Genomic DNA, 17,870 nt, shown 5'->3' with positions numbered 1-17,870 from the left:
ACGACAGGTAGCGTTATGAAAGCAGAACCTTCAGCGGTTGACAAGGGGTCCGGCGCCGGACGGCCTCGCGATCCCCGTATTGACGCTGCCATATTGCAGGCTGCCGCGGAACTGGTTGTCGAAGTCGGATATTCGAATCTGAGCCTGGCGGCCGTCGCGGAGCGAGCCGGCACGACCAAGACCGCGCTGTACCGCCGGTGGCCCAGCAAGGCCGAACTGGTGCACGAGGCCGCGTTTTCGGTGCCACCGAGTGCGGTGACCACGCCGCCCGGCGACGTGTCAGGGGACCTCCGGGCGATGATGGCCGGTGCGCGCGACGCGTTCACCAACCCGGTGGTGCGGGCCGCGCTGCCCGGCCTGATCGGCGACATGGCCGGCAACGCGGAGTTGACCGCGCGCATCCTCGAACGCTTCACGGGCCTTTTCGAGGTGATGCGTCACTGGGTGGCCGATTCGGTGAGCCGCGGCGACGCCCGACCCGACGTCGACCCCGACCGGCTGGTCGAATTGATCGGCGGTGCAACGCTGCTGGGCATGATGCTGCGGCCCGATGAGGATCTCGGTGACGACTGGGTGGAACGAACCGCCGCCATCGTCGCCCACGGCGTGATGGCATAAGACGATGTCGGCGTCGATGCAACCGCAGCCCTTCCCGGCCGAGTGGGCATCGCTGCTGGTGCTGGTGCCCCATCCCGACGATCCCGAGTACGGGATGGCCGCCGCCGTGGCCAAGTGGACCGCGGCGGGCAAGACCGTCCGCTACGCGCTGGCCTGCCGTGGCGAGGCCGGTATCGAGGGAATGCCACCGCAGCAGGCCGGGCCGCTCCGGGAGGCCGAGCAGCGGCGGGCGGCGGCTATCGTGGGTGTGCATCCGGAAGAGGGGGTCGACTTCTGGGACTTCCCCGACGGCGATATCCGTAACACGCCGGAGTTGCGCGCCAAGATCGCCGCGGTGATCACCGAGGTCCGCCCCGAGGTGGTGGTGAGCATCTACGGCGGCGCGCAGTTCGGCCCCAACGCCCCCAACCAACGCGACCACATCGAGTTCGCCGCCGCGGTCACCGACGTCTGGGACACCCTGGAGAAGCCGCCGCGCTGGCTGTTCCAGAACGGGCCTGACCCCACCCACCTCGAGGCCGTGGACGGCTACCTGGATGCTGCGGTAGACGCCCTGGCCGCGCACGAGGTGTATCTAGCTGTGCTCGATCCCGACACCCCGGTGCGCGAGCAGGCGCGCGCGGTGATCGACATGACGACACCGGCGCAGCATGGCGCGCGGGTGGCCGGGTTCAGTCTGCAACGGACCACGGCCCGATGAGCCGGCCGGTACTGCGGATCGGCGTGCTCGGCGCCGCGCGGATCACCCCGGTGGCGTTGCTGAAACCCGCTGCCGACAACCCCGAGGTGGTGGTGAGCGCGGTCGCGGCGCGTGACGCCGGGCGGGCGCGGGCGTTCGCCGCCAAGCACGGCATCGGTCGGGTCCACGACAGCTATGACGCGCTGATCGCCGACCCGGAGGTCGATGCGGTCTACAACCCGCTGCCCAACAACCTGCACGGGCGGTGGACGCGGGCGGCGCTGGCCGGCGGAAAGCACGTGCTGTGCGAAAAGCCGTTCACCGCCAATGCCGACGAGGCCCGCGAGATCGCGGCGGTCACGGCCAAGACCGACCGGGTCGTGATGGAGGCGTTCCACTACCGCTATCACCCGATGACATTGCGCATCGAGGAGATCATCGACTCGGGGGAGTTGGGAACGCTGCAGCGGGTGGAGGCCGCCCTGAGCTTCCCGCTGCCCCGGTTCTCCGACATCCGCTACGACCTCTCGCTGGCCGGCGGGGCGCTGATGGACGCCGGCTGTTACCCGGTGCACATGGTCCGCACCTTTGGCGGGGCGACGCCCGAAGTCGTCTCCGCGCAGGCGAAACTGCGCGACCGCCAGATCGACCGGGCCATGACCGCGCAGTTGCGGTTCCCGGCCGGGCATACCGGGGCGATTCGCTGCTCGCTGTGGTCATCGAACCTGCTGCAGGTCAGCGCCCGCGTGATCGGTGATCGTGGCGAGCTGCGGGCGCTCAACCCGCTGATGCCCCAGTACTTTCACCGGTTGCGGGTCCGCTCGGAGCAGGGCAGGCGCGTCGAGCGGTTCGGCCACCGGGCGTCGTATGCCTATCAGCTCGATGCGTTCGCCGACGCCGTGCTGCGCGGCGCGCCGGTGCGGACCACGCCGGAGGACGCGATCGAGAACATGACCGTCATCGACGCGATCTACACCGCTGCCGGCCTGGCGGTGCGGCAACCCGGCTGAGCACGGAGCGACTTCCGGCTCGGGCTTCTTCAGGCGTCGTGGCCCGCTTCGATGTCGCCGACGTCGCAGAACGCCAGTAGGCCGCCGGTGCGCGGGGGTGCGTACCCGGCGATCGGTTCCAGCAGATAACCCAGGTGGTCGCCGAGTTCGATACGGCTCAGCGTCTTGCCGACGAACCATGCCGGCGCGTCGTCCAGGATCGGCATGCCGGCGGGGCCGCTGTGCCAGGAGCAGTGCTCGAATTTGTCGATGTCGTCCCCGGTTCGGCCGCCGAAAAGCCGGGCGAGCTCCATGTCACGGCGCGACAGGACATGAACGGCCAAATGGTCGGATCGGGCTGCGACCCTGAAGGTGTGGTTGCGTTCGGACATCCCGACCAGAAACCGCGGTGGCTGCAGGCTGGCCTGGGTGGCGAACCCGACCAGACATCCCGAGGCATGACCGTCGGCCGCAGTGGTCACCACGAACATGGTGTAGTCCAGCATCGCGACCAAGCGCTGAAACGATTCGTCGTCCACCCGTCCATGATGTACCCGCTGGCGCCGGCGTGCCCGCGAACTGCCGCTCGGGCGCGCCTCGGTGGTGGACCGTGGCTACGGAAACGCCAGCCGGAAGAGGTTGAGCAGCACGGTGCCGAGCTGCCTGGGCAGCGAACCGGTGTTGTACGGGATACCGTAACGCCGGCAGATGTCGCGGACCTCCGGCGCGAGCTCGGCGTAGCGGTGCGCGGGCAGGTCCGGGAACAGGTGGTGCTCGATCTGGTGCGATAAGTTGCCGGACAGGATGTGAAACAGCTTCCCGCCGTTCATGTTCGCGGTACCGAGGATCTGGCGGTAGTACCACATGCCGCGGGATTCGTCGCGGGCCTCCTCAATCGTGAACACCCGGGCTCCGTCCGGGAAATGCCCGCAGAACGTGATGGCGAAAGTCCACATGTTGCGGATCAAGTTCGCCGCCAGGTTGCCGGTCAACACGAACCGCCTCGATCGGCCGCCCAGCAGCGGGAATGCGACGTAATCCTTCAACACCTGACGGAAGACCTTGCGCACGATCACCCTCAGGGCTTCGCGTTTGTCGGCCATGGTGATCTCGTGGGGCATCCGCTCGATCTCCAGCTCGTAGCCCGCCAAACTGTATTGGAACAACACGAAACCCAGTAGCGCGTTGATCGGGTTGAGCAGCTTCTGCCAATCCCAGGGCTGGTCTTTCTTCACCCGCAGGACGGCGTAACCGATGTCGCGATCCAGGCCGATGATGTTGGTGTAGGTGTGGTGTAGGTAGTTGTGGGCATAACGCCAGTGGTCGGACGGGCAGGCACTGTCCCACTCGAACGTGGGGCCGTGCAGCGCCGGATCGCCCATCCAGTCGTACTGGCCGTGCATGACGTTGTGGCCGATCTCCCAGTTGTCGAGGATCTTCGACATGGACAGCATCGCGACGCCGGCCAACCAGGCGGGCCGGCGGACGCCGGCGAACATCAGCACGCGACCGCCGACCTCCAGGGTGCGCTGTATTCGGACGATCCGACGGATATAGTCGGCGTCCCGCTTGCCGAGGTCGGCCAGCACCCGGGTCCTGATGGCGTCGAACTCACGGCCCAAGGCATCGGCCTGGGCAGGGGTTAGCGTCATCTCCGGTTCTGACATGATTGGTTCCCGGCGTCCTTTACAAGCTGAGTTCGACGTCGCCGACCGGGATCGAGACGCAGATCTGGATATTCTCTTCGCCCGCGTCCGAAAGTGCCCAGGTAATCAGATTTTGCACCGTGCCAACGGTTTTGCGGCAGGTGCACGTCTTGCAGAGACCCATCCGGCAGCCGCTCGCCGGCTGCAGACCGGCGGACTCGGCCTGCAACAGCAGCGGCCGGCCGTCGTCGACCACCGTGACGTTGCTGCCGAGGAAGGTCACGCGTCCACCGGCCGGATCGGCGGCCGGTGCGAACCGCGGCGGCATGAAGTTCTCGGCAATCGCATCGGCGCAGTGCTCTCGCACCGCCGCAACCAGGGCCGGCGGGCCGCAGACATACACCAGGTCGGGAGCCGGCATCGCGGCCTTCAGATGATCGGCGCCGAAATGGCCATGCAGTTCGCCGTCGAGCTTCGCTGGACCGTTGGCTTCGGTAGATCGGGTGAACCCGTGCAACACCCGCACGCCGGGCCTGGCGGCAAGCTCGTCGCGGTAGCAGGCCTCAGCGCGGCTGCGGGCATAGTGAACGAAGCTGATCTCGCCACCCGCGGCGACATGACCCTCGGCCAGCAACGTGCGCAGCATGGACATCACCGGGGTGATGCCACTACCGCCGGAGATCAGCAGGATCCGCTGCGGCCGGACGGCCGGCAGCACGAAATCGCCACTGCCGCCGGTGAGCCCGACCACCAGGCCCGGGCGGGCGTGATCGCGCAGGTAGCTCGAGACCAGTCCACCGTCGTGTAAGCCGACGGTCAGCTCGACGAGTCGTTGCCCCTCGGCATTGGCAGGCGAGTAGCAACGAGTGTGGCGCCGCCCGTCGATGTCCACGGTGAGATTCAGGTGCTGCCCGGCTCGAAAGCCGGGAAACGCGGCGTTGGGCTGCAATGTCATGGTGACGCTGCGCGGCGTACTGCGATGCACCGCGATGACCTTCGCTCGCGCCTCGCCCGGCGACCAAGTCGGCGTTACCAGCTCGGTGTACCGGTCGATGCGGTGCGGCCAGGTCAGTACCTCGGCCAGGCGCGAGACCAGCGCACGGCGCTTGGAGACTTGTCTGGCCATGGGAAGAGTCGATGCGCCTTTGACTGGAGATCAGCGGTCCATTTACGTGGAGTATACGACGCGACGGGCGACAGCCGACTCCAGGGTTGTCGGGGCCGGTCGGGCCAGTCCGTCGCGTACGAGCGTCAGAACGCGAACTGCGTCGCGGCGTCCACCAGGTCGAGCAGCGGTTGCGGAAACACGCCCAGCACCACGGTGACCGCGGCACACAACGCGATCGCCGTCTTACTCCACACGCTGGGCTGCACCAGTTGCGGCGGGTTGTCGGGGGAGTCGGTGAAGAACATCAGCACGATCACCCGCACATAGAAGTAGGCGGCGACACCGCTGGCGATCACACCGATCACCACCAGCGGGACGGCGCCACTCTCGGCGGCCGCGGCGAACACAGCGAACTTGCTGATGAACCCACTGGTCAACGGGATGCCCGCGAACGCCAGCAGGAACATCGAAAACAGCAGTCCCACAATGGGATAACGCTGTCCTAATCCGGCCCATCGCGACATGTCGAGCTCTTCTTCACCGCCGGGCCCGCGGATCAGGTTCACGACGGCGAACGCGCCGACGGTGGAGAAGCTGTAGGCGGCCAGGTAGAACAGCGTCGATGAGACACCCGCCGGGATCGCCGCCAGCACACCGGTGAGCACGAAACCGACATGGGCGATCGAGGAGTAGGCCAGCATCCGCTTGATCTCGGTCTGGGTGATCGCCGCAATGGTGGCGACCACCATGGTCAGCACCGAGATCAGCCACAGCAGCGGGCGCCACTGGTCGTGCAGCGCCGGCAGTGCGACATAGACGATCCGCAGCATCGCCCCGAACGCGGCGACCTTGGTCGCGGCCGCCATGAAACCGGTGATCGGCGTCGGTGCGCCGACGTAGACGTCGGGGACCCAGGAGTGGAACGGCACCGCGCCGACCTTGAAGAACAGCCCCACCAACAGCAGTCCGGCGCCGATCAGCGCCAGCGGATCGTTGCTGTGCGAGAACAGCTGCTCGCCGATCTCGGACAACGTCAACGAGGCGGTGGTGCCGTAGAGCAGGGCGGCCCCGAACAAGAACAGCGCCGAGGAGAACGCGCCCAGCAGGAAGTACTTGAGTGCCGCCTCCTGCGACAGCAGCCGACGGTACCGGGCCAGCCCGCACAACAGATACAGCGGCAGCGAGAGCACCTCGAGGGCCACGAACATCGTCACCAGATCGTTGGCCGCCGGGAACACCATCATCCCGCCGATCGCCAGCATCGTCAGCGGGAACACCTCGGTCTGGATCATCCCGCTGCGGGCCGCGTCGAGTTCGGCGACGCTGCCCGGCACCGCCGAGGCCTGCGGGGTGAAGGAGTCCAGGCCTGCCTGCCCGCGGACGGCGAGCGACGCAGTGGGTGCGGTCGCGGCGCCGGGCCCCTCGGGAGCTCCCGCGCCGGTGTTGCGTTCGGCGATGAAGACGACGGCCATGATCCCGACCAGCAGCACGATGCCCTGCAGCACCAGCGCCGGCCGGTCGACGGCGACCGCGCCGAGCACCGTGATGTGGCCGTCGGCCGGCAGATCACGTCCCACGGCGACAAGGCTGATGAACGCTGCGGCCAATCCGCCGATGGCGAGCAGAACCTGCATCAGATAGCGCGCCCGTCGCGCCGCGAACGCCTCGAACAGCACGCCGGTGACCGCGGTGCCGAAGACGATCAGCAGCGGCAACAACAGGTCGTACTCGATGTGGGGTGTTGGCATGCCCGACATGGTCAGTGCGCCCCCTCAGCGGTCAGCGGTGCCGGGTCGGTCTCACCGATCGTGGTCAAGGTGTGCGCGACGCCCGGATTGATGATGTCGAGCACCGGTTTCGGGTAGAAGCCCAAGAACACCAGCAACGCGATCAACGGCGCGACGACGACGAGCTCGCGGGGTACCAGATCTCGGATGCGTTCGTTGCCCTCGGTGACCGGACCGGTCATCACCCGCTGATACAGCCACAACATGTAGATCGACGACAGCACCAGCGCGGTGCTGCCGACGGCCGCCGCCAGCCAGTACCGGTTGAAGGTGCCCACCAATACCAGGAATTCGCTGATGAACGGGGCCAGCCCGGGCAGCGACAGGGTCGCCATCGCCGCGACCATGAAGGTACCGGCCATCACCGGGGCCACCTTCTGCACGCCGCCGTAGTCGGCGATCGCCCGGGTGCCACCGCGCCGAGAGATCAGGAACCCGGCGATCAGGAACAGTGCCGCGGTCGACAACCCGTGGTTGAGCATGTACAGCGTGGAACCGCTCTGGCCCTGGCTGGTCATCACGAAGATGCCCAGGATGATGAAGCCGAAGTGCGAGATCGACGTGTAGGCGATCAGCCGCATGATGTCGCGCTGGCCGATCGCCACCATCGCCCCGTAGACCACCCCGATCACCGCCAACACGATGATCGCCGGACGGAAATACGTTGAGGCGTCGGGGAACAGCTGCAGACAGTAGCGCAGCATGCCGAAGGTCCCCACCTTGTCCATGACCGCCATCATCAGCACCGCGGTGGCCGGGGTGGATTCCACCGCGGCGTCGGGCAGCCACCGGTGCAGCGGCCACAGTGGCGCCTTGACCGCGAACGCGAACATGAACCCGGCGAACAGAAGTTTGAGCACGCCCGGATCCACCGTGGTGGTGGCGGACGAGAACAACGAGACCAGTTCGCGGAAATCGAAGGTGCCGCCCGACGTGCCCTCCCGGGCGCTCACCATGTACACGCCGATCACCGCGGCCAGCATGATCAGGCCGCCGAACAGGTTGTACAGCAGGAACTTCAATGCCGCTTGGGAACGCTTGGCGCCGTTGCCGAAGCCGCCGATCATGAAGTACATCGGGATCAGCATCGCCTCGAAGAAGACGTAGAACAGCAGTACGTCCAGCGAGACCAGCGAGATCAGCACCATCGCCTCGACGGCTAGGGTGAGTGCGGCGAAGGCGTGCGGCCCGCGGCCTGACGATCGCAAGCGCGGCGGAGCCTGCGGAGTCGGGCGCTGCGGGTCGTCAGCATCGGCACCGCGCTTACCCTCACCGTCGTTCCAGCCGGCAAGCATCAGCAGCGGCACCAGCCCGGCGGTCAGCAACGCCAGCACCACCGCGATACCGTCGACACCGAGCGTGTAGCGCGCCCCGAAAGCCGGTATCCAGGCATGGGATTCGACGAACTGATACGGGGCGGCGACCGGGGTGGTGTCGAACTCGACGGTGATCACCACCGCTATCGCCAGCGTCACCAGGCTCACCAGCAGGCCGGTCAGCTTCGCCAGTCGCGCCGCTCCGGCCGGCAGCGCGATCACGGCGCCGGCACCGACCAGGGGCACCAACCAGAGCAGGCTCAGCCAGGGCAGGTTCATGTTCACAGTTGCACCGCCAGGACTACCGCGACGACCAGCACCGCGCCGGCCAGCATGGTCAGCGCATAGGAGCGCACGAACCCGGTCTGCAAGCGCCGCATCAAAAGCGATGCGAGCGCGACCAACCCGGCTCCGGTGTTGACCGAGCCGTCCACCACCCGGTCGTCGACGTCGACCAGGGCTTGCGCCAGTCGGTTACCCGGACGCATGAACACCTCCTCGTTGAAGGCATCGCCGTAGAGATACTGGCGGGCGGCCACCGTCAGGGGCGACACGTCGGTGGGCTCGGTGATGGGTATCGGCTTACGGCCGTACCTGCGGTAGGCCACCGCCACCCCGAGCAGCACGACCCCCAGCGTGATGGCACCGGTGAGCCAGGCCGGGATGAGATGCGCCGCTTCGTGGCCGGCCGCCGCGGCCCCGGTCACCACCGGTTCCAGCCAGTGCTCGAGGCGACCGCCGATGGCCAGCGCGGCTCCGGAGAACACGGCGCCGACGGCCAGCACGATCATCGGCCAGGTCATCACCCGCGGGGACTCGTGCGGATGTTGCAGCGCCCGTTCGTGGCTCACCTCGCTCTCGTCCGCCGCCCAGCGACGCTCACCGCCGAATGTCATCAGCATCACCCGGGTCATGTAGAACGCGGTGATCCCGGCACCCAGGATGGTCACCGCGCCCAAGATCCAGCCTCGCGTCCCGCCGGTTGCCAGCGCGGCCTCGATGATCGCGTCCTTTGACCAATAGCCGGCGAACGGCGGCACCCCGATGATCGCCAGATAGCACAGGCCGAACGTCACGAACGTCACCGGCATGAAGGCACGCAGCGCGCCGTAGCGGCGCATGTCCTGTTCGTCGTTCATCCCGTGCATCACCGACCCCGAGCCCAGGAACAGTCCGGCCTTGAAGAAACCGTGGGTGAGCAGGTGCATGATCGCGACGGCGTAGCCGGCCGGGCCGAGGCCCGCGGCCAGCACCATGTAGCCGATCTGGCTGACGGTGGAGGCGGCCAGCGCCCGCTTGATGTCGTCTTTGGCGCAGCCGATGATCGCACCGAACAGCAGCGTGATCGCACCGACCACCACGACCGCGAGGCGCGCGTCGGCGGACAGGTCGAACACCGGGCCGGACCGCACGATCAGGTACACCCCGGCGGTCACCATGGTGGCGGCGTGGATCAGCGCCGACACCGGGGTGGGGCCCTCCATCGCGTCGAACAACCAGGCCTGCAGCGGAACCTGCGCGGACTTGGCGCATGCGCCCAGCAACAGCAGCAACCCGATGGCGGTGGTCCACCCGCTGGACCCGGCCTCTTCGACCGCGCCGAACAGCCCGTCGAACGACAGCGTGCCGAAGCCGGCGAACATCACGAACATGGCCAGCGACAGCCCGATGTCGCCGACCCGGTTGGACACGAATGCCTTCTTGCCGGCCGCCGCCGCGACCGGCCGCGCGTACCAGAACCCGATTAGCAGGTAGGACGCCAGGCCGACACCTTCCCAGCCGACGTAGAGGCCCAAATAGTTGTCGGCGACGACCAGCAGCAGCATCGCGGCGACGAACAGGTTCAGGTAGGCGAAAAAGCGTCGCCGGTCGGGGTCGTGCTTCATGTAGCCGATCGAGTAGATGTGGATCAGCGCGCCGACCCCACTGATCAGCAACACGAAGCAGATCGACAGTTGATCGATCAGGATCCCGAAGTCGACCTGCAGCGCACCGACCGGCACCCAGCTGAACAGGTGGCTGTGAATCGCCCGGTCCTCGCCGCTGCGGCCCAGCATCTCGGCCAGCAACGCGAGCCCGATCCCGAACGAGGAGAGCACCGCGGCACAGGCCAGCAGGTGTCCCCAGCGGTCGGTCCGTCGCCCGCCGAGCAGCAGGATCAACGCGCCGGCCGCCGGCAGGGCCACCAGCAGCCAGCTCAGCTGGCTCAGATTCGTCATAGAGCTTCCCAACTCCTAGCCGCGCAGTAAGTTCGCGTCGTCGACCGACACGGATCGCCGGGCCCGGAAGATCGTCATGATGATGGCCAGGCCGATAACGACCTCGCAGGCGGCGACGACCATCGTGAAGAAGGCCACCATCTGGCCGTCGAGCGCCGAGTGCAGCCGGGCGAAGGTGACGAACGCCAGATTGGCGGCGTTGAGCATCAGCTCGACGCACATGAACATCACCAACGCGTTGCGCCGCAACATCACTCCGGTGGCGCCGAGGGTGAACAGCATCGCCGACAGGTAGAGATAGTTCTCCGGGTTCACTGGCCTGATTCCTCCCCGTTGCTCGCCGGAGCCATACGCCGCTCCGCAGCATCGTCGTCGGCGTGGGCCGCGTTGCCGGTGGCGCCGACCCAGCGGTGCTGCAAGGTGTCCGACACCGACAGCTCCGAGTAGGAGCCGTCGGGCAGTCGCGCGGCGATGTCCACGGCGTTGTGGCGGGCGTAGACGCCCGGCGTCGGCAGCGGGGTGGGGCGGTTGCCGGACCGGAAGCGCAGGATGGACAGCTCCCGCTGCGTCAGCCGCGGTTGCAGCCGCTCCCGATGCGTCAACACCATGGCCGCGACCACCGCGGTGATCAGCAGCGCACTGGTGAGTTCGAAGGCCCACAGGTAACGGGTGAAGATCAGCGCCGCCAGCCCCTCGACGTTGCCCTGGCCCACCATGCCGGAGTCGGCCGAGCCGCCGGTGGCCGGGGCGCCGATTCCGCGCAGGTGCATCGTCGCGCCGCCGATCCCGGCGATCAGCAGCACCCCGAAACCGATCCCGGCGAGGGTCGAGGCGATCCGCTGGCCGCGCAGCGTCTCCACCAGTGACTCGGCGGAGTCGACCCCGATCAGCATCATCACGAACAGGAACAGCATCATCACCGCGCCGGTGTAGACCACGATCTGCACCACGCCGAGGAACATCGCGTCCTGGACGAAGTAGAAAACGGCCAGCGAGAGCATCGTCATCGCCAGGAACAGTGCCGAATACACCGCTTTGGCGGCGGTGACGACCCCGATGGCGCCGACCAGGGCCAGGGCGCCGAGGACCCAGAAGGTCACCGCCTCCCCGGTGGAGGTGCGGACGACGATGTCGGAGGCAAGCAGTGCGGCGTCCATCAGGCTTTGCCCTGTTTCTTCCGGTCCAGCATGACGAACAGGTCCGGGTTCTCGTCGAGCCCATCCGGGCCGACCCTGCCCAGGTAGTAGTCCTTCTCGGTGGCGCCGGGCGGCATCGGGTGCGGCGGTGCGGTCATGTCGGGCTCCAGCGGCGCCAGCAGCTGGTGACGTTCCAAGATCAGGTCGGCTCGGTTGTCCGCGGCCATCTCGTAGTCGTTGGTCATGGTCAGCGCGCGCGTCGGGCAGGCTTCGATGCACAGTCCGCAGCCGATGCAGCGCAGATAGTTGATCTGGTAGACCCGGCCGTAGCGTTCGCCGGGCGAGAAGCGTTCGTCGTCGGTGTTGTCGGCGGCCTCCACGTAGATGGCATCGGCCGGGCATGCCCACGCGCACAGTTCGCAGCCGATGCACTTCTCCAACCCGTCCGGATGCCGGTTGAGCTGGTGGCGGCCGTGATAGCGCCGCGCCGTCGGCTTCTTCTGCTCCGGGTAGCCGTCATTGATCGGCCGCCTGAACATCGTTCGCCAGGTGACGCCGAACCCGGCGAGCGCGTCTCTGAGCTTAGCCATTGACATCCTCCTTGACCCGCGGTGAATTTCGCTGCGGCAGCGGTGGTGTCGGAAAAGAACCTTCGGATGCGACGACCGGCTCAGACGCGGGCTCGTCCGGCACGGTGTTCACCGCGCTGAAGCGGCGGTGCAACACCGCCAGCACCAGCAGCGTGGTGAGTGTGCTGATAGCGATCAGCACCGCCTCCCAGTGCTGGTAGCCCTCGTTGCCCAGGCTGCGCATCACCGCCGCGAGCAGCACCCACAGCAGCGCCACCGGGATCAGGATCTTCCAGCCCAGCGCCATGAACTGGTCGTATCGCAGCCGGGGCAGGGTGGCGCGCAGCCAGATGTACATGAAGATGAATCCCCACACCTTGGCGGTGAACCACAGCAGCGGCCACCATCCCTGGTTGGCGCCGGCCCACAGGTTCAGCGGGAACGGCGCGTGCCAGCCGCCGAAGAACAACGTGACGGCCAACGCCGAAACCGTGGTGATGTTGATGTATTCGGCCAGGAAGAACAGCGCGAACTTCAACGACGAGTACTCGGTGTGGAATCCGCCGACGAGCTCGCCCTCGGCTTCGGGCAGATCGAACGGCGCCCGGTTGGTCTCACCGACCATCGCGGTCAGATAGACCATGAACGACGGCAGCAGCAGGAACGCGAACCAGATCCGGTCCTGGGCGGCCACGATGCTCGAGGTGGACATCGTCCCGGCGTAGAGGAACACCGACGCGAACGACAATCCCATCGCGACTTCGTAGGAGATCACCTGCGCGGTGGAGCGGATGCCGCCCAACAGCGGGTACGGCGACCCGGACGACCAGCCGGCCAGGATGATGCCGTACACCCCGATCGAGGACATCGCCAAGATGAACAACACCGCGATCGGCAGGTCGGCCAGTTGCAGATCGGTGCGATGGCCCAAGATGCTGACCTCCGGGCCGAACGGGATCACCGCGAACGCGGTGATCGCCGGCACCGTCGAGATGACCGGAGCCATCACGTAGATCGCCCGGTCGACGCCGGCGGGGACGATGTCCTCCTTGAGGGCCAGCTTGATGCCGTCGGCAAGGCTCTGCAGCCAGCCCTTCGGTCCGACCCGGTTGGGGCCGGGCCGCATCTGCATGCGCGCCAGCACCTTTCGTTCGATGACGATGGCGAAAAGCACTGTCAGTACCAGGAATGCGAAGACGGCCAGCACTTTGGCCAGCACCAGCCACCAGGGAGTGCTCATGATCTGCGTCCAATCCGTACCACCGCCCCGGGGCCGACCCCGAGATTGCGGTGCACCGCTGAGTCAGAGGAATTCATCGGCAGCCACACCACCCGGTCCGGCATCTCGGTGATGACCAGCGGCAGGGCGACCTCTCCGTGCTCGGTGCCGACCGTGATCTGATCGCCGGCCGCGACACCGATCTCGGTGGCGGTCGGCGCCGAGAGCCGCGCCACCGGTTTGCGGGCGGTACCGGCAAGGTTCGGCTCGCCGGCCTGCATCAGCCCGTTGTCGAGCAGCATGCGCCAGCTGGCCAGCACGGCTTCACCGGAGCCCGGCTGCCCGGGCCGGCCCGCCGCCACGTCGGGGGAGGCCACCCGTTCGCCGTTCCAGGCGCCCAACCGGGTCAGCTCCTCGCGCGCCGCCGCCACAGTGGGAAGCCCGAGGTCGACGCCCATCTCCTCGGCGAGCGCGTCGAGCACCCGCACGTCGGACAAGGTGCCGCGCTCATCCAGGGCGGCGCCGAACCGACGGGGCCGGCCCTCCCAGTTGAGGTAGGTGCCGGTCTTCTCGACCGCCGCCGCGATCGGCAGCACCACGTCGGCGCGTTCGGTGACCTCGCTGCGCCGCAACTCGATGCTCACCAGGAATCCGACCGAGTCCAGGGCGGCCACCGCCGCGGCCGGGTCGGCCAGGTCACCGGGTTCGATCCCGCCGACCAGCAGCGCCCCCAGTGTCCCGTCGGCGGCAGCCGCCAGGATGGCGTCGGTGTCACGCCCGGGCTGGGACGGCAGCTCGTCGGGGCCGTCGAGGCCCCAGGCCCGTGCCACCTCGGCCCGTGCGGATGCATCGCCGAGTGGGCGTCCGCCCGGCAGCAGGCCGGCCAGGGCGCCGCTGTCGAGCGCGCCGCGCTCCCCGGCGCGCCGCGGCACCCATGCCAGCCGCGCCCCGGTCGCCTCGGCCAGCCGAACCGCTGCGGACAGCGCGCCGGGCGAGCCCGCCAGCCGCTCGCCGACCAGCACCACCGCACCGGGTTGGCGCAGCTTTTCGTTGAGCTCGGCATGGCTGGAGCCGTCGAGGATGCCGTCCAGCGCCGCCGCCTCACCGCCCGGAGCGGTCGGCAGCAGGGTGCCGAACATCTTGGTCAGCGCGCGGTCGGCGAACGGCGCGACGGCGAACACGCCGGCGCCCTTCTTGCGGGCGGCCTTGCGCAGCCGCAGGAAGATGATCGGCGACTCTTCCTCGGGCTCCAGGCCGACCAGCAGCACCGTGGCAGCGGTTTCCAGGTCGGCGTAGCTCACGCCGATTCCGCTGCCGGCCACCCGGGCGGCCAGGAACGCGGCTTCCTCGGCGGACAGGGTACGCGCCCGGAAGTCGATGTCGTCGCCGCGCAGCGCCACCCGGGTGAACTTGGCGTAACCGTAGGCGTCCTCGGCGGTCACCCGGCCGCCCACCAGTACGCCGGTGCGTTCGCGCGCCGCGGCCAGGCCGCGCGCCGCTACCGCCAGCGCATGCGGCCACGAGGTGGGGACTAGCTCGCCCCTGTCGTCGCGCACCAGCGGGGTGCTGATCCGGTCGGGCTGGACGGCGTAGGTGAACGCCCAGCGCCCTTTGTCGCAGTTCCACTCTTCGTTGACGTCCGGGTCGTCGCCGGCCATCCGCCGCATCACCTTGCCGCGGCGGTGGTCGGTGCGCTGGGCGCACCCGGACGCGCAGTGCTCGCAGACGCTGGGGGACGACACCAGGTCGAACGGGCGGGCCCGGAACCGGTATGAGGCACCCGTCAGTGCGCCCACCGGGCAGATCTGCACGGTATTGCCGGAGAAGTAGGAGTCGAACGGCGTCTCGGTGTAGATGGCGACCTGCTGCAGGGCGCCGCGGTCCATCATCTCGATGAACTTGTCCCCGGCGATCTCGTCGGCGAACCGGGTGCAGCGCGCACACAGGATGCAGCGATCGCGGTCCAGCAGCACCTGCGAGGAGATGTTGATCGGCTTGGGGTAGGTGCGTTTGGCCTCTTCGAAGCGGGTCTCGGTGCGGCCGTGGGTCATCGCCTGGTTCTGCAGCGGGCATTCACCGCCCTTGTCGCAGGTCGGGCAGTCCAGCGGGTGGTTGATCAGCAGCAGTTCCATCACCAGGTGCTGGGCTCGATCGGCTTCGGCGGAGGTGTGTTGGGTGCGCACCACCATGCCCTCGGCCGCGGCAACCGCGCAGGAGGGCTGCGGCTTGCGCTGGCCCTCCACCTCGACCATGCACTGCCGGCACCAGGCGACCGGGTCCAGCAGCGGGTGATCGCAGAACCGTGGGATCTCGATGCCCAGTTGCTCGGCGGCCCGGATGATCAGGGTGCCTTTGGGCACGGTGACCTGCTGGTCGTCGATGGTGAAAGTCACCGACTCCGGGTTCGCCTGACGGTCTGGCCCGGTCATGCCGCACCGCCGTCGGATCCGTTAGGCACGAACATGCTCGCTTTCGGGTCGAACGGACAGCCCCCGTCAAGGTGGGCGATGTATTCGTCACGGAAGTACTCGATCGATGACTTCACCGGCATCGCAGCGCCATCCCCCAAGGCGCAGAAGGATTTTCCGAACAGCACGTCAGCGATATCCAGCAAGGTGTCGAGGTCTTCGGGTGTGCCGCGGCCGGTCTCCAGCCGCTCGTAGATCGGCACCAGCCAATAGGTGCCCTCCCGGCAGGGCGTGCACTTGCCGCAGGACTCGTGCTTGTAGAACTCCGACCAGCGCTGGGCCGCGCGCACCACGCAGGTGGTCTCATCAAAGATCTGTAATGCTTTGGTGCCCAACATCGAACCGGCTGACGCCATACCCTCGTAGTCCAGCGGGATGTCGAGATGTTGATCGGTCAGCAGCGGGGTCGACGACCCGCCGGGCGTCCAGAACTTCAGCCGGTTACCGTCGCGAATCCCGCCGGCGTACTCCAGCAGTTCGCGCAGCGTGATGCCGAGCGGAGCCTCGTACTGGCCGGGCCGATTCACGTGCCCGGACAGTGAATACAGCGTGTAGCCGCGGGACTTCTCGGTGCCCATCGACCGGAACCAGTCCGCCCCGTTACGCAGAATCGACGGCACACTGGCAATGGATTCGACGTTGTTGACCACCGTGGGGGAGGCGTAGAGCCCGGCGACCGCCGGGAAGGGCGGGCGCAGCCGCGGCTGGCCCCGGTAGCCCTCCAGCGAGTCGATCAGTGCGGTCTCCTCGCCGCAGATGTAGGCGCCCGCCCCGGCGTGCACGGTGATGTCGAGGTCGAAGCCGGTGCCGCCGATGTCCGTCCCCAGCAGCCCCGCCGCGTACGCCTCGGCCACCGCGTTGTGCAGTCGGCGCAGGATCGGCAGTACCTCGCCGCGCACATAGATGAAGGCGTGGCGGGCGCGGATCGCGTGGCTGCAGATGATCATGCCCTCGATGAGCACGTGCGGCGTCGCCAGCAGCAGCGGGATGTCCTTGCAGGTACCGGGCTCGGATTCATCGGCGTTGACCAACAGATAGTGGGGTTTGGCGCCCGCGCCCTCGGTGCCCTGCGGCACGAACGACCACTTGGTCCCGGTGGAGAACCCGGCACCGCCGCGGCCGCGCAGCCCGGAATCCTTGACCAACTCGATGACATCGTCGGGAGCCATGGCCAGCGCCCGCTGCATGCCCTGGTAGCCGCCGTGGCGACGATAGGTTTCCAGCGTCCAGGATTCGGGGTCGTCCCAGTAGCTGCTCAACACCGGGGTCAGCGGCGTCGCCGCGGTGGCGGAGCTGGATGGGGAAGTCACTGTCCGCTCCTGTCGGTGTCGGATTCCGGAGCGGCCATGCCGTGCTCGTGGGCGAATCGCAGCCCGGCCAGCGTCGGCCCGGCCGGGCCCCCCTGGCCGTCGTCGGGACGATCGTCAGCGAATCCGGCCAGCACCCGGGCGGTTTCGCGGAAACTGGTCAGCGGCAGCCCGCGGCTGGGCCGCACCTCGCCACCGGAGCGCAGCGCATCGGTCAGATCGCGCGCCGACTCCGGGGTCTGCTGGTCGAAGAACTCCCAGTTGACCATCACCACCGGGGCGCAGTCGCAGGCGGCGTTGCACTCGATGCGCTCCAGCGTGACCTTGCCGTCGGCGGTGGTCTGCGTGTCGTTGACGTCCAGATGCTCCTTGAGGGCGTCGAAAATGGCGTCGCCGCCCATCACCGCGCACAGCGTGTTGGTGCACACGCCCACCAGGTACTCGCCGGTCGGTTTGCGCCGGTACATCGAGTAGAACGAGGCGACGCCAGCGACGTCGGCGCCGGTCAGGCCGAGCACGTCGGCCACGAATGACAGGCCGGCCGGGGTGATGTAGGAGTCCTCGGCTTGGACCAGATGCAGCAGCGGCAGGATCGCCGAGCGTGGCTGCGGGTAGCGACCGATGATCTCCTTGGCGTCGGCCTCCAGACGCGCACGCACCTCATCGGAGTAGCTGCGCGGCGCATCGGGGTGGTTGAACTGGTTCGGTTCCTCCGGTGGCCGGCCCAGTTGCAGAAACACCCGGTTGCCGTCGGTGCCGGCGGTCGCCGGCATCAGCCGCCCGCGTCCGGTCTTGTTGACTTCTTTTCT

The 17,870-nt window shown here is 67.9% G+C and carries 16 protein-coding genes; 3 read left to right on the top strand and 13 right to left on the bottom strand.

The genetic code is table 11. The features are described 5' to 3' along the window. Positions 1 to 15 precede the first annotated feature (15 nt). The 3 genes from BST10_RS00655 to BST10_RS00645 are packed head-to-tail and all read left to right on the top strand — an operon-like array spanning position 16 to position 2,307. Positions 16 to 618 (top strand): TetR/AcrR family transcriptional regulator, encoded by a 603-nt coding sequence (locus tag BST10_RS00655; protein WP_083035814.1) that lies wholly within the window; start codon positions 16 to 18, stop codon positions 616 to 618. A 4-nt stretch (positions 619 to 622) separates the two neighbouring features. Further along, positions 623 to 1,318, top strand: coding sequence for a PIG-L deacetylase family protein (locus BST10_RS00650; RefSeq protein WP_109559343.1), 696 nt, complete (start codon positions 623 to 625; stop codon positions 1,316 to 1,318). After that, complete coding sequence (locus BST10_RS00645; RefSeq protein WP_083035812.1) at positions 1,315 to 2,307, top strand: Gfo/Idh/MocA family protein; 993 nt, start codon at positions 1,315 to 1,317, stop codon at positions 2,305 to 2,307. Before BST10_RS00650 ends, BST10_RS00645 begins: the two co-directional genes overlap by 4 nt. A 29-nt stretch (positions 2,308 to 2,336) precedes the next feature. Here the strand turns inward: BST10_RS00645 and BST10_RS00640 are convergent, their stop codons facing one another. The 13 genes from BST10_RS00640 to nuoE form a co-directional block, all read right to left on the bottom strand. Continuing rightward, on the bottom strand, positions 2,337 to 2,825 hold the full coding sequence (locus BST10_RS00640; RefSeq protein ID WP_205277411.1) for a flavin reductase family protein: 489 nt from the start codon (positions 2,823 to 2,825) through the stop codon (positions 2,337 to 2,339). A gap of 75 nt (positions 2,826 to 2,900) precedes the next feature. Next, entirely contained in the window at positions 2,901 to 3,953 is a 1,053-nt protein-coding gene (locus BST10_RS00635) for a fatty acid desaturase family protein (protein WP_083035810.1), read from the bottom strand. Positions 3,954 to 3,972: 19 nt separating this feature from the next. Further along, positions 3,973 to 5,058, bottom strand: a complete 1,086-nt coding sequence (locus tag BST10_RS00630; protein ID WP_083035808.1) for a ferredoxin reductase — start codon at positions 5,056 to 5,058, stop codon at positions 3,973 to 3,975. A 125-nt stretch (positions 5,059 to 5,183) separates the two neighbouring features. Next, a complete protein-coding gene (nuoN, locus tag BST10_RS00625) occupies positions 5,184 to 6,797 on the bottom strand; it encodes an NADH-quinone oxidoreductase subunit NuoN (RefSeq protein WP_083035806.1) in 1,614 nt (537 codons plus the stop codon). Positions 6,798 to 6,799: 2 nt separating this feature from the next. Beyond that, entirely contained in the window at positions 6,800 to 8,422 is a 1,623-nt protein-coding gene (locus BST10_RS00620) for an NADH-quinone oxidoreductase subunit M (protein WP_083035803.1), read from the bottom strand. 2 nt (positions 8,423 to 8,424) lie between these two features. Continuing rightward, positions 8,425 to 10,362 (bottom strand): NADH-quinone oxidoreductase subunit L, encoded by a 1,938-nt coding sequence (gene nuoL, locus BST10_RS00615; protein WP_083035801.1) that lies wholly within the window; start codon positions 10,360 to 10,362, stop codon positions 8,425 to 8,427. A gap of 15 nt (positions 10,363 to 10,377) precedes the next feature. After that, positions 10,378 to 10,677 carry an NADH-quinone oxidoreductase subunit NuoK gene (gene nuoK, locus BST10_RS00610; RefSeq protein ID WP_013829798.1) on the bottom strand — a complete coding sequence of 100 codons (300 nt, stop codon included), beginning with the start codon at positions 10,675 to 10,677 and terminating at the stop codon, positions 10,378 to 10,380. Continuing rightward, positions 10,674 to 11,519: an NADH-quinone oxidoreductase subunit J gene (locus tag BST10_RS00605; RefSeq protein WP_083035798.1), complete on the bottom strand. Its 846-nt coding sequence runs from the start codon at positions 11,517 to 11,519 to the stop codon at positions 10,674 to 10,676. Before BST10_RS00605 ends, nuoK begins: the two co-directional genes overlap by 4 nt. After that, the gene (nuoI, locus tag BST10_RS00600) at positions 11,519 to 12,088 is read right to left on the bottom strand and encodes an NADH-quinone oxidoreductase subunit NuoI (protein WP_013829796.1); all 570 of its coding nucleotides are present in this window, start codon (positions 12,086 to 12,088) and stop codon (positions 11,519 to 11,521) included. The genes BST10_RS00605 and nuoI overlap by 1 nt, the downstream gene beginning before the upstream one ends. Next, positions 12,081 to 13,307, bottom strand: coding sequence for an NADH-quinone oxidoreductase subunit NuoH (gene nuoH / locus BST10_RS00595; protein WP_013829795.1), 1,227 nt, complete (start codon positions 13,305 to 13,307; stop codon positions 12,081 to 12,083). The genes nuoI and nuoH overlap by 8 nt, the downstream gene beginning before the upstream one ends. Beyond that, entirely contained in the window at positions 13,304 to 15,715 is a 2,412-nt protein-coding gene (locus tag BST10_RS00590) for an NADH-quinone oxidoreductase subunit G (RefSeq protein ID WP_083035795.1), read from the bottom strand. The genes nuoH and BST10_RS00590 overlap by 4 nt, the downstream gene beginning before the upstream one ends. Beyond that, positions 15,712 to 17,064: an NADH-quinone oxidoreductase subunit NuoF gene (gene nuoF / locus BST10_RS00585; RefSeq protein ID WP_083035793.1), complete on the bottom strand. Its 1,353-nt coding sequence runs from the start codon at positions 17,062 to 17,064 to the stop codon at positions 15,712 to 15,714. The genes BST10_RS00590 and nuoF overlap by 4 nt, the downstream gene beginning before the upstream one ends. Continuing rightward, a complete protein-coding gene (gene nuoE, locus BST10_RS00580) occupies positions 17,061 to 17,834 on the bottom strand; it encodes an NADH-quinone oxidoreductase subunit NuoE (RefSeq protein ID WP_083036097.1) in 774 nt (257 codons plus the stop codon). Before nuoE ends, nuoF begins: the two co-directional genes overlap by 4 nt. Between the last annotated feature and the right edge of the window lie 36 nt (positions 17,835 to 17,870).

It is taken from the genome of Mycolicibacter algericus DSM 45454, assembly GCF_002086455.1.
GTDB lineage: Bacteria > Actinomycetota > Actinomycetes > Mycobacteriales > Mycobacteriaceae > Mycobacterium > Mycobacterium algericum.
Note: the sequence above shows the minus strand (reverse complement) of the source record. Positions and strands in the feature narration are given on the sequence as shown.